General features: G+C 32.8%; 12 protein-coding genes and 2 tRNA genes. 13 read left to right on the top strand and 1 reads right to left on the bottom strand.

The genetic code is table 11. The features are described 5' to 3' along the window. Window positions 1–16: 16 nt before the first annotated feature. The 12 genes from mnmE (at window position 17) to IJ535_RS13880 (ending at window position 10,792) form a co-directional block, all read left to right on the top strand. Window positions 17–1,387, top strand: coding sequence for a tRNA uridine-5-carboxymethylaminomethyl(34) synthesis GTPase MnmE (gene mnmE, locus IJ535_RS13935; protein ID WP_294304044.1), 1,371 nt, complete (start codon window positions 17–19; stop codon window positions 1,385–1,387). A gap of 22 nt (window positions 1,388–1,409) precedes the next feature. Beyond that, window positions 1,410–3,290, top strand: a complete 1,881-nt coding sequence (mnmG, locus tag IJ535_RS13930) for a tRNA uridine-5-carboxymethylaminomethyl(34) synthesis enzyme MnmG (RefSeq protein ID WP_294304042.1) — start codon at window positions 1,410–1,412, stop codon at window positions 3,288–3,290. A gap of 60 nt (window positions 3,291–3,350) precedes the next feature. Continuing rightward, on the top strand, window positions 3,351–4,070 hold the full coding sequence (rsmG, locus tag IJ535_RS13925; protein WP_294304040.1) for a 16S rRNA (guanine(527)-N(7))-methyltransferase RsmG: 720 nt from the start codon (window positions 3,351–3,353) through the stop codon (window positions 4,068–4,070). A gap of 46 nt (window positions 4,071–4,116) precedes the next feature. Then, entirely contained in the window at window positions 4,117–4,590 is a 474-nt protein-coding gene (locus tag IJ535_RS13920; protein WP_294290629.1) for a hypothetical protein, read from the top strand. 284 nt (window positions 4,591–4,874) lie between these two features. After that, on the top strand, window positions 4,875–5,645 hold the full coding sequence (locus IJ535_RS13915) for a ParA family protein (protein WP_294290632.1): 771 nt from the start codon (window positions 4,875–4,877) through the stop codon (window positions 5,643–5,645). A gap of 2 nt (window positions 5,646–5,647) precedes the next feature. After that, window positions 5,648–6,538 (top strand): ParB/RepB/Spo0J family partition protein, encoded by an 891-nt coding sequence (locus tag IJ535_RS13910; RefSeq protein WP_294290635.1) that lies wholly within the window; start codon window positions 5,648–5,650, stop codon window positions 6,536–6,538. A 27-nt stretch (window positions 6,539–6,565) separates the two neighbouring features. Continuing rightward, entirely contained in the window at window positions 6,566–7,060 is a 495-nt protein-coding gene (locus tag IJ535_RS13905) for a DUF4446 family protein (protein WP_294290638.1), read from the top strand. Between the two features lie 3 nt (window positions 7,061–7,063). Then, window positions 7,064–7,936, top strand: a complete 873-nt coding sequence (locus IJ535_RS13900; RefSeq protein WP_294304038.1) for a DUF3881 family protein — start codon at window positions 7,064–7,066, stop codon at window positions 7,934–7,936. Window positions 7,937–8,000: 64 nt separating this feature from the next. Next, a tRNA-Arg gene (locus tag IJ535_RS13895) sits at window positions 8,001–8,074 on the top strand. A 246-nt stretch (window positions 8,075–8,320) separates the two neighbouring features. Beyond that, the gene (gene fliY, locus IJ535_RS13890) at window positions 8,321–8,929 is read left to right on the top strand and encodes a flagellar motor switch phosphatase FliY (RefSeq protein WP_294290643.1); all 609 of its coding nucleotides are present in this window, start codon (window positions 8,321–8,323) and stop codon (window positions 8,927–8,929) included. 8 nt (window positions 8,930–8,937) lie between these two features. After that, window positions 8,938–10,506 carry a hypothetical protein gene (locus tag IJ535_RS13885; RefSeq protein WP_294304036.1) on the top strand — a complete coding sequence of 523 codons (1,569 nt, stop codon included), beginning with the start codon at window positions 8,938–8,940 and terminating at the stop codon, window positions 10,504–10,506. A 213-nt stretch (window positions 10,507–10,719) separates the two neighbouring features. Continuing rightward, a tRNA-Lys gene (locus IJ535_RS13880) sits at window positions 10,720–10,792 on the top strand. A 73-nt stretch (window positions 10,793–10,865) separates the two neighbouring features. Here IJ535_RS13880 and trmB read toward each other — a convergent pair. Beyond that, window positions 10,866–11,510, bottom strand: coding sequence for a tRNA (guanosine(46)-N7)-methyltransferase TrmB (trmB, locus tag IJ535_RS13875; protein WP_294290648.1), 645 nt, complete (start codon window positions 11,508–11,510; stop codon window positions 10,866–10,868). A 118-nt stretch (window positions 11,511–11,628) separates the two neighbouring features. Here trmB and IJ535_RS13870 point away from each other — a divergent pair, with 118 nt between their 5' ends. Continuing rightward, a complete protein-coding gene (locus IJ535_RS13870; protein ID WP_294304034.1) occupies window positions 11,629–13,014 on the top strand; it encodes a D-alanyl-D-alanine carboxypeptidase family protein in 1,386 nt (461 codons plus the stop codon). Window positions 13,015–13,028 lie beyond the last annotated feature (14 nt).

Below are 13,028 nucleotides of genomic sequence, written 5' to 3'. Positions count from 1 at the left end.
CAAAATGGAGGATGGTATGTATCAAAGTGATACAATTTGTGCTATTGCTACATCACTAAATAGTTCTGGCATAGGTATTATTCGTGTCAGTGGTGAAGAATCAATTAATATAGTTGATTCTATTTTTCGTGGAAAAAATAAATTAGCTGATTGTGATACACACACAATTCAGTACGGACATATTGTCTCTAATTCAGAAGTAGTAGATGAAGTTCTTGTTATGATAATGAGAGGACCTCGTAGTTATACTACAGAAGATACTATAGAAATTGATTGTCATGGTGGAGTTCTTATATTAAAAAAGGTTTTAAAGCTTTTATTAGATGCAGGTGCGAGAATAGCGGAACCTGGTGAATTTACAAAAAGAGCTTTTTTAAATGGAAGAATAGATTTGTCTGAGGCAGAATCTATTATGGATTTGATTTCTTCTAATTCAGAACTTGCCATGAAAAATTCCATTAAGCAGTTATCAGGTTCTTTAAATAAAATTATTGTTGATTTACGTGATAAGATTTTATACGAAACAGCATTTATAGAATCAGCACTTGATGATCCTGAGCATTATGATTTAAGTAATTATCCTGATGAGTTAAAAATAAAAGTTGAGGATATGATTTCTTCTGTAGATGATTTAATAAAATCATTTGATTCTGGTCATATTTTAAAAGAGGGAATTAATACACTTATTTTAGGAAAGCCAAATGCTGGAAAATCATCACTTCTTAATACTCTTTCAAGAAGAGAGAGAGCAATTGTTACAGTTATTCCTGGAACTACAAGAGATACATTAGAAGAACAGATTACTATAAATGGAATTTCTCTTAATATAATTGATACTGCTGGTATTAGGCAGACTGATGATATAGTTGAAAAAATTGGTGTTGATAAAGCTATAGATTCTATAGAAGATGCTGATTTGATTTTGTTTGTTTTAGATTCATCCAGACCACTTGATACTGATGATGAATTTATTATTGATAAGATTAAGGATAAAAAGGTAATCATTTTATTAAATAAATCTGACCTCGATACAGTGATTAACGAGGTGAATATATGTAAAAAATATGATAAACCTGTTATTTCTTTTTCATCTGTTAGTATGGATGGACTTAATACATTAGAATCAACTATCACTGATATGTTTTTCAGTGGAGAGGTTAAAACTGATGATACATTGTATATTACAAATTCTCGTCAAGCTTCTTGCTTATCTAATGCAAAGAATAGTTTGATGAATGTAATAGCAAGTATTGATAATATGATGCCAGAAGATTTCTTTTCAATTGATTTAATGGATGCATATAATTTTTTGGGTGAAATTACTGGTGAAACTATTGATGATGATTTAGCTAATAAGATTTTCTCAGAATTTTGTATGGGAAAATAAGATTGTTTTAAAGGAGTTATTTATGTCTGTTGTAGAAGAATCCTATGATGTTGTAGTCATTGGTGCAGGACATGCTGGATGCGAAGCTGCACTTGCGGCTGCACGAATGGGTTTAAATACTATTTGTTTTACAGTTAGTATGGATTCAGTTGCACTTATGCCTTGTAATCCTAATATTGGTGGAAGTTCTAAAGGACATTTAGTTAGAGAGTTAGATGCACTTGGTGGACAAATGGGTATCAATATTGATCATACATTTATTCAATCTAAGATGCTAAATTCATCTAAAGGTCCAGCAGTTCATTCTCTTAGAGCTCAGGCTGATAAGTCTGCATATTCTCTTAGAATGAGAAAGACAATGCAAGATACTGATAATCTTACTTTACGTCAGGCTGAAGTTACTGATTTAATTGTTAACAATGGAAAAGTTGAAGGAGTAAAAACTCTTTCTGGTGCTATCTATCATGCAAAGGCTGTAATTATTTGTACTGGTACATATCTTCGAGCTAGATGTTTGTATGGAGATGTTATTGAACATACTGGACCTAATGGTTTAAAGGCTGCTAATCATTTAACAGCATCTTTAACAGATAATAATGTAGAAATGAACCGCTTTAAAACTGGTACTCCGGCTAGAATTGATAGTCGTTCAATCGATTATTCTAAGATGGAAATTCAATTAGGAGATACTCCTGTTGTTCCTTTTTCATTTAGTACCAATCCTGATGATGTACAGATAGAGCAGGTTCCATGTTATTTAACATATACTAATGAAAAAACACATGAGATTATTAGAGCTAATCTTGATAGGTCACCTATGTATTCAGGTGTGATTGAAGGTACTGGTCCAAGATATTGTCCTAGTATTGAAGATAAAGTTGTTCGTTTTGCAGATAAGAATCGTCATCAGCTTTTCGTTGAGCCTGAAGGTCTTAATACTAACGAAATGTATATTGGTGGTATGAGTTCTTCTATGCCAGAGGATGTTCAGTATGCTATGTATCATACTGTTCCTGGTTTAGAAAATTGTAAAATTGTTCGTAATGCTTATGCCATTGAATATGATTGTATTAATGCAACTCAATTAAAGGCTTCACTTGAATTTAAAAATATAGATGGTCTTTTTGCTGCCGGTCAGTTTAACGGTAGTAGTGGTTATGAGGAGGCAGCTGCGCAAGGTTTAGTTGCTGGAATAAATGCTGCTTTAAAATTACTTGGCAAAGAGCCTATGATTCTTGATAGATCTAATTCTTATATTGGTGTTCTTATTGATGATCTTGTTACAAAGGAGACAAAAGAGCCTTATAGAATGATGACATCCAGAGCAGAGTATAGGCTTTTACTTAGGCAGGATAATGCAGATATTCGCCTCTCTAAAATCGGGTACGAGGTTGGATTATTGTCTAAAGAACGCTATGAACATGTAGTAGAAAAAGAGCGTTTAATCAATGAAGAAGTTGCACGTGTTAAAGAAATTAATATTGGTGCTAGAAAAGAGGTTCAAGAACTTTTAGAGTCATACGGAAGTATACCTCTTTCTAATGGAATTAAGTTAGTTGATTTAATTAGAAGACCTGAGCTTGATTACGATAAGCTTGCGCCAATTGATCCAGAGAGACCTTCTCTTTCTAATGAGGTTAGAGAAGAAGTAAATATCTATATTAAATATGAAGGATACTTAACTAGGCAAGAGAAGCAGGTTAAACAATTTAAAAAACTTGAAAAAAAATTAATTCCTAGTGATATTGATTATGATGATGTATCTAGTCTTCGTATAGAAGCTAGACAAAAGTTAACAAAGCTTAGACCAGCTAATATTGGTCAGGCATCAAGAATATCTGGTGTTAGTCCTGCAGATATTTCTGTTTTGTTAGTATATTTGGAAACCTATAAAAATAAATAAAATTGTTTGTTTAGTGGGTATATAAATCTACCCTTAAAACAATCGATTTTTAGGAGATTTATGAATAGAAATTATTCTTATTTAATTAAAACTTTATCTGGTTGGAAATTTGAATTAACTGAAAAACAAATAGAGAAGCTTGATAAATACTATGAGTTGTTAATCGAAAAAAATAAAGTAATGAATCTTACTGCTATTACTGATTTTGATGAAGTAATAGTAAAACATTTTGCTGATAGTTTATCTATTTGTACTGTTATGCCAAATGATATTCATACTATATGTGATTTAGGAACTGGAGCAGGATTTCCAGGTATACCTATGGCTATAGCTTATCCTAATATTCAATTTACTTTAATTGATTCCCTTAATAAGCGTATTAAGTTTTTACAGGAAGTTGTTGATTGTATTGGACTTGATAATGTTACTTTAGTTCATGCAAGGGCAGAAGAAGCTGGGCGTAATAAAATATATAGAGAACAGTTTAATTTAGTAGTTTCACGTGCAGTTGCTAATATTGCTACTTTATCTGAATACTGTTTACCTCTTGTAAAAATTGGTGGATACTTTATTAGCTTTAAGTCTGGTGATATTAATAATGAAATAGAATTATCTGGTAAAGCTATTAATAAATTAGGAGGAAAATTAGAAAAGCCTATATTATTTAGTTTACCTGATACTGATATAAGTAGGTCTTTCCTTATTATTAATAAAGAAAAAAATACTCCAAAGGTGTATCCAAGAAAAGCAGGTACTCCTAGCAAGGAACCATTAAGCTAATCTTGTTTCACATGAAACTATTATTAGTATTATTGAGGAATAATTTATGATTAATGATTTTCTAAAAAAATATCAAGAGGAACTTATATCTGATAAGATTCAACTTAAAGAAGATATGGATTTATTGGAGACTAAGATAAATGAAGAAAATAAATTTTTAGCTCTTTTGGAAGAATCCAACGAATCTTATTTTAAGGAATTTACACCTAGAGATATAAATGCAAAAAATAATGAAAAGGCAGCAGAAATAAAGCTTATCCTTGAAGATTTAAATAAAGAGATGGATATTAAAAATCAACAAATGAAATTCTATGATGGACGATTAGTTGAAATTAATGCTTTGTTAACTAATACTGCTGTGATTAATAGACCAGGTGTTGATAATACTTTAGTTAATAATGATACATTAGATAATTCTAATAATTATTTAAAAAATGCTTTATCTGATATTAATAATTACATTGTATTAGATCCATATAGAGCAAAAATTGAATTAGAAAAAATCATTTCAACACTATAATTTGACTAAATCTAGTAATGTTTCACGTGAAACATTAGTGGTTATATTCTATATTAAACACAAAATATAGTATTTGGATTTTTGAATCAACTTCTATATATTGCTATTTTAACTAAATAATGTTTCACGTGAAACATTATTACAATAATAACAGGATAACTACATATAGTTACTATGAATACAATTTCTGGATAAACAAATTAATTTTCTTGGTAGAATTGAAAAAAGTAGAATGATATAATGTAAACTATTCAGAGATAAATAAAAAAAGAGGGAGACAACTAATGAAAAGAGTTATCGCAATTGCCAACCAAAAGGGTGGTGTTGGTAAAACTACAACAAGTATTAATCTTTCAGCATGTTTAGCTGAAGCAGGTAAGAAGGTATTAGTTATTGATACTGATCCACAGGGAAATGCAACAAGTGGACTTGGATTAGATAAGGATGAATGCGAGAATACTGTTTATGATTTAGTTCTTGATCAATGTAGTATTAAGGAATGTATGTATAAGGTAGAAAATATTCCTAACCTTACTATAATTCCATCGAATGTAGATTTAGCTGGTGCTGAGATAGAGCTTCTTGGAATTAATGAAAAGGAATACATTCTTCGAAATGCAGTAGATTATGTAAAGGATGACTTTGATTATGTAATTATAGATTGTCCTCCTTCACTTAATATGTTAACAATCAATGCTATGACCACAGCTGATTCTGTATTAGTTCCAATTCAGTGTGAGTATTACGCGTTGGAAGGTATTAGCCAATTAATACATACAATCGATTTGGTTCAGCAGAGACTTAATCCAAAGCTTAAGATTGATGGTGTTGTCTTTACTATGTACGATAAGAGAACAAATCTTTCTTCAGATGTTGTTGATACAGTTAAGAATAATCTCAATGCTACAGTATATCAGACAATTATTCCAAGAAATGTAAGACTTGCAGAAGCTCCATCACATGGACTTCCTATTAATCTATATGATGAAAAGTCTGCTGGAGCAGAGAGTTATCGTAACCTTGCAAAAGAAATAATCGGGAGAAAGGATATTTAGTAATGGCAGCTAAAAAGGGAGGACTAGGTAAGGGACTTGATTCTCTTATCGTAAATAAAAATGAGGGTGTAGTACTTGCTAATCCAGAAGAGCATGGTGCACCTGTTGAAGTAGATATTGATAAGATTGAGCCTAACAAGCTTCAGCCTAGAAAGAATTTTGATGATGATAAGCTACAGGAACTTTCTGAGAATATTAAGATTCATGGAATAGTTAATCCTTTAATAGTACAGGATAGAGGTTCTTACTATGAAATTATTGGTGGAGAACGTAGATGGAGAGCTGCTAGACTTGCAGGATTTAAAAAAGTTCCAGTTATTATCAAAAAGCTTAGCGAGCAGGAGTTCGTTGAGATTTCTCTTATTGATAACATCCAGCGTGAGCAGTTAAATCCTATTGAAGAGGCTATGGCATTTGCAAGACTTATTGATGAGTTTAAGTTAAAGCAGGATGAGGTAGCAGAGAGAGTATCAAAGAGTAGAACTACTATCACAAATGCTCTTAGATTATTAAAGCTTGATAAGCGTGTACAGGATATGATTATTGATGATAAACTTACAACTGGTCATGTTCGTGCTATGCTTGCAATCACTGATCCAGATAAGCAATATGAGTTTGCCGAAAAAGCTTTTGATGAAAAGATGTCAGTACGTGATGTAGAGCGTGAGGTAAAAAAGCTTCTTAATGATAAGAATGACAAAAAAACAAAGGGTGCTGGAATTGATCCACAGCTTCAAGCTGTATACCATGATACTCAAGAAAAGCTTAAGGGCGTTCTTGGAACAAAGGTATTCATCAATGCTAAGGATAATAAATGTGGCAAGCTTGAGATAGAATACTATTCTCAGGATGAGCTTAACAGAATCGTAGATTTACTTGAATCTATAAGATAGAATATATGTTCGAATGGAGAGACAACAATGATTGAGCAGTATTTAGGAATAAGCACAGACTATATAGTAATTGGTCTTGCTGCATTAGTTTTGATAATGATGATTCTTTTAATAGTTTTCATCGTTCAGATGAGCAAACTAAAAAAGAGATATAAGATTTTTATGCAAGGAAACAATGCAAAGTCTTTGGAAGATACATTAGTATATAGATTAGAACAGGTTGATGAGTTAATTGAAGCTAATGCAAGTAACGAAAGAAATATAGATACAATCTTCAAAAATATGAAGGATTGTTTTCAGAAGATTGGACTTGTAAAGTATGATGCATTTAATGAAATGGGAGGCAAGCTTAGTTTTTCTCTTTGCTTATTAAATGAAAAGAATTCAGGTTTTATAATTAATGCTATGCATTCTAGAGAAGGATGTTATACTTATGTTAAGGAAATTATAGATGGAAATTCTATAATTCAGCTTGCTGAGGAAGAAGAGCAGGCACTAGAACAAGCTTTGGGCGGTATGTAATTAATGCATAAATATTTACCAGCAATTGGATTTAGTAAACTTAATAATGATACATTAAATGATTTACTTCAAGAGATAAAGCTGAGACCTGATTACCAGGAATCAGCAATTGATTTTGAAGGAAATCAATTTGTAGAAATTAGATATATGGTAACCGATAATGTTGGGTTAGTTCTTCGCGGAATATATAATGACGATGATGAATTTATTCTGGATTATTATTACCCAACATTCTTTGGTGAAACTGTATCTCTAGTTAATGATGTAGAAATAATCAAGCAATCTGATAAGGATAACTACCAGGTTATGGTTGATGAAATTAGATTAGGTGTTAATCTGATTTTTCAATTGCAGAATATGGGAGAGTACCTTAGACATAATATTATGGATGGTAAAAGTGCTGATAGAAGTGTCAGCCTTTCAGCCCTTTCTTTAGATGGTAAGATTATTCTTCCTTTATATGACAATGAAAAGAGTCGTATAAAAGAAAAAATGAATAATCAAAAGAGAATTGATCTTGTTGTTCAGGCCAGAGAGGGAAATGAAGAAGCTCTTGAAAATCTTACTATGGATGAGATTGACCTATATCAACGTATTAGCAGAAGAGTAGCAAGAGAAGATATTCTTAGTGTGGTTACCAGTTATTTTATGCCTTATGGTATTGAAAATGATAAGTACGAAATTCTTGGAGATATACTTGATGTAAGAAATGTAGTAAATCATCTTACAATGGAAGAATTATACTTACTTGTAATCGAAAGTAATGATGTAGTTTTTGAAGTATGTATTAATAAGAATAATCTTCTTGGTGAACCACTTGTTGGTAGACGCTTTAAAGGAACTATTTGGCTACAGGGAACAGTTAACTTTGATTAATGATTTAAAGAGTAATAAAGCATTGATTTTTCTTCTATAGTAGATTAAAATCAAATAGTTGCTTGTTTGAGTAGCTCAGCTGGATAGAGCGTCCGCCTCCTAAGCGGAAGGTCGTGGGTTCGAATCCCATCTCGAACATTATATTTTTAGAAGTCGATTTTATATCGGCTTCTTTTTTTTGTGGATTTTATAGTGTTTAATAACAATTTGTCCACAGATATTTCGCAATATTAGGTTACAATACTTTTAGTGTGAAAAGTAGTCTAAAAATTGCAAATATTGTATAATCTAATTAATAGTTATTTGACAATGATTAATGGGGTTAAAAAAGCACTTCTTTAGATTCTTAAAAAAAGGGAGAAAATCAAAAGGAGGAAAAGGCTAATGGCAGATGTAACACTTACTAAGGAACAGCAAGATACACTGGGGGAAATTGCTAATATAAGTATGGGCTCATCAGCAACGTCTCTTAGTGCTCTTTTAAATAATTTAAAAGTAGATATTACAACTCCAAAGATTGAGTTGATAAGAAAAAGTGAGTCATTGGACGATTATCATAATGTATGTGTGCTAGTACATATTAATTATGTGAAGGGGTTATCAGGTAGTAATGTATTAATATTAAAAGAAGATGATGTTAAGATAATTGCTGATTTGATGATGGGGGGACCTGGTGTAGCAAATCCAGGAGAAATTGGCGAGATTCAATTATCAGCAGTATCTGAGGCTATGAACCAGATGATGGGAAGTGCAGCTTCTTCTATGTCTCAGCTACTTGATAGAGTTGTAGATATTTCCCCACCAAAGACAGATAATATCGATGTTGAGAGTGTAAAGATTTTTGAAAGGTTATTTGAATCACCAGAAATAGATTTTGTAAAGATTACATTTAATTTAAAAATAGGCACAATAGTAGATTCGGTTATGGTACAGCTATATCCGATTACTTTTGCACTTGATATGGTATCTCTATTTGAAAAGAAGGATAATTAGGGGGCACAATGGACGAGAACGCTAAGAAAATTCAAAGAGAAATAGCCAAAGACAAAATACAAGTAATTCTTGCAAGTATTGCGCTTGCTGTGTTGATTATCATGGAATTCTATATCATGATAAACTTCAAAAGCAATTTTATGGCCATGGCTGTGGGAATACTTTTGATGATAGTTGCGCTATTTTTCCTGATTAGTGCATTAATGGATATGTCCTTAAAGCAAAAGGATATGGAGCAAGAAAAATACGAAGAAATCTATAATGCACAGAAAGCGTCTTATCTGGTAATTAAAAAGAGCTTTGATGAAATGGAGCAAAGACTTCGAGCTATCGAAGAAAACAGCTCCTTACCTGCTGAAGATATCATTAATGCTCAGAAAGCTGTAGCGAAGGTTACTATTTCTCGAAGCAAAGAAAATACAGATGCATTAATGAATTCAAATGACGAGTTGATTAATCAGCTTGTAAGTATACAAGCAAAAATAGATAGCAATAATGATCGAATTATTGAAAAGCAGCAGTCTATAATCAAAGAATCAAACTTTGATATACAGCAGAAGATATCAGAGTTGACATCACAAATATCTATCATCGAAGGTAAAATTCAAAATGGAATACCTATGATGACAGCGCAACCTATGCCTCAAATGCAGCAAGTGCAGATGGTAACACCACCAATGCCTGATGTAGTGGCGGCACCTGAACCTGAAATTAGTCTTGAACCAGAAATTAATCTGGAGCCAGACATTAGTTTAGAGCAGGATATTAATTTAGAATCAGAAATTCAACCGGAACCTGATATTGAACCTTCTACAGAAGAACAGGTAATGGAAGAAATTCCAAGTGAAGAACAAATCCTTGAAGATATTCCTGTAGAAGAAGCAGTAAATGAAGAATTAGTTTCTGAAGAGGCTGTAACAGATGATACTAATTCAGAAGAAGTAGTAGATGATTTAGGATTAGATTTAGATGCAGTAGTTGAGGAACCGGTAGTAGATGATTTAGGTTTGGATTTGGATGCACCTGTAGAAGAGAGCACTACAGAAGAGCTTACAACAGAAGAACCAGTTTTAGAGAATATTCCTGAAGAGCCTGTAGCTGAGGAACCAATACCAGAGGAATCTGCAGCAGAAGAAGTACAAGTAGAAGAATCTAATGAGATAGAAGCAGTAGATGATTTGGGATTGGATTTAGACACTGCTGTTGAAGAAACTACAGAGGAACTTCCAAGTGAAGAACTTCCAAGTGAGGAAGTGTTACCTGATGAAACACCAGTAGAAGAAAATCCACCGGAAAATCCGGTTGTAGAAGAAGCAATTGAAGAGCCTACTATAGATGAAGTAGTAGAACCAGAAGCACCTGCTTCTGATGATCCTGGTTCAAATCTGGATGCTTTATTGGAAGAGATTGGAGAAACAGTAGAAGAACCTGTTCCAGAACCAGAGCCAGAGCCTGAACCAGAACCGGAAGAGCCAAAGGATGATTCCATTATAATTCCGGATGTTGGAGTAGATTTGACAGATCCTAACAGAGTAATGAGTCCAGAAGAAATAGAAAAGCTATTTGCAAATATTTAAGACTTGTTGCAGGATATGTTATGAAGTAGATTATGGCAATCTAAAAGTAAATGACTATATGTTAACACCTGTCTTACCGAAATAGGCAGGTGTTATTTTTTCTAAAAATATAAACAAAAAAAGTTGTAAAAAATATAAAAAAAGACTTGCAAAAATTAGTTTTAGGCTATATACTTATATACGTTGCTGAGGCAATAAGAATTTAATAAGTGAGCGCGATTAGCTCAGCTGGCAGAGCACCTGACTCTTAATCAGGGTGTCCAGGGTTCGAACCCCTGATCGCGCACTTAACCGTCGATAATTAATCGGCGGTATTTTTTATATAAAAACAGCTCCGCCTTATAAAGCGGAGCATAATATTATCTACTAGCTATTAATTTAAAAATTGGATTTCCCTGACTAGAAAATTTTTCTTCATATTCTGTCATTACGTTTCCTTCATTCATTACAGGGTCATTATGTAAATCATAAGTAACAGCATCTAATTTCCATAATAGGTGATTATTAATCTCTTCAACAGAAAAATCGAATAAATCCTTGTTATCTGTCTTAAATTCAATATGACCATCTAATGCTAAAATAGAATTATATCTATTTAGGAAAGTAGAAGATGTAAGACGACGTTTTGCGTGTCTATCCTTAGGCCAAGGATCGCTAAAGTTAAGATAAATTCTATCTACCTCGTGACAAGCAAAAATATCAAGAATATCGGCAGCATCAAAACAGATAAATCTAAGATTTGGAATTTCTTCTTCCTCTACCTTTTGAATAGCACGTAAAAGTACACTTGTGTATCGTTCTATACCAATGTAATTAATATTAGGGTTCTGCTTAGCCAAAGTAGTGATAAATTGTCCCTTGCCCATGCCGATTTCAATATAGAGCGGATTGTCATTATTAAATAATTCTGATTTATATTTACCCTTAAGCTTTACTGGTTGATTAATGCAATATGGACTGTTATTAACAACCTCATCAGCACCTGGGATATTTCTTAATCTCATATATACCTCCAAAAATAAAATCAAAGACGATTATACCATAAATTTTAGCAGATTAGTATTGCAAGTATATAAAAAGGAAAGGTATACTAGATAGGCGTAAAGGAAAGAGATTATGAAAATGAAAAGAATATTAATTAAGGCTGTAGTCTTCTTATTTTTTTGTAATAGCCTGTTGGCTATAAATTTTAGCACTGTAAAGGCAGCAGATTATTGGCCAGGAAGTGTAGGAGTAACGGCAGAATCAGCAATAATAATGGAGCAGGAGACTGGAACTATTCTGTATTCTAAAAATATAGATGATGAGCATTTTCCAGCCAGTATAACAAAAATTATGACTGCTCTTTTAGTGTTGGAAAACTGTGATTTGGATGAAACAGTTGTATTTTCGGCAGATGCAGTTTATGGAACAGAGCTTGGTTCATCTAGTATAGCACGTGATGTAAACGAAGAGATGACAGTGGAGCAGACCTTATATGGAATGATGCTAGAATCTGCTAATGAGTGTGCCTATGCTTTAGGAGAGCATGTGGCTGGTGATATACCATCCTTTGTAGATATGATGAATGCTAAGGCAAAGGAATTAGGATGTACACATACTCATTTTAATAACACCAATGGTCTTCCAGATGATGAACATTACACTAGTGCCCATGATATGGCTTTAATTGCAAGAGCAGCATATTCCATTCCAAAATTTGCGGAGATTGTAGGAACTAAGAATTATACCATTCCACCTACAAATAAGCATGCCGATCCAACCCCACTTAATAACCATCATCAGATGCTTCACTACTACAAGACTAACAAATATATCTATGATTATTGCTTAGGCGGTAAGACAGGATATACTGTTGTTGCAGGTGCAACACTTGTAACTTATGCAAAGAAGGATGGAATGACACTTATTTGTGTAGTTATGAAGGATAATACAACAGACCAGTATTTAGATACAACAAATCTATTTGAGTATTGCTTTGATAACTTCAGTACATATAAGGTGGCAGATTTCGCATCTATATCAGAGGATGATACAAATGTTACAGGAATCCTTAGTGAAAACAGCGAGCTAATCCAGGTAGATAAATCAGGGTTAATAGTAATACCTAAAACAGCAAGTGTGTTAGATGTTTCTGCTGAAGTAATTCCATATAGTGACGAGTCTAACAGTTCAGTGATAGGGCAACTAAGATATACTTATGCAGGAAGAAATGTAGGGTTTGCTAATCTGTTGTTTACTAATGCAAAAACAGGAAGTTATCCATTTGATAATTTGCCGGTAGAAAAGGGTGGAAGTGGTAAACAATACATTCAGGTTAATTACCCTAAAATTGGACTTATTATATTAATAATAGCAGCGCTTGTTGCATTAATCCTATTTATAAAGAGCAAATCAAGCGATATATTATTATATAAGCATAGATATGAAAGTAGACATGCAAAGCCATCCAAAAAGGGTATGGTTATTATTAGAAATAATGGAAGAAGACGAAAAAGGCGTAAATAACGACTATAATTGTC

The sequence above is a fragment of the Pseudobutyrivibrio sp. genome (assembly GCF_017471675.1).
Classification (GTDB): domain Bacteria; phylum Bacillota; class Clostridia; order Lachnospirales; family Lachnospiraceae; genus Pseudobutyrivibrio.
The sequence above is the reverse complement of the archived record's forward strand: the minus strand, read 5'-3'. Positions and strand labels throughout refer to the sequence as shown.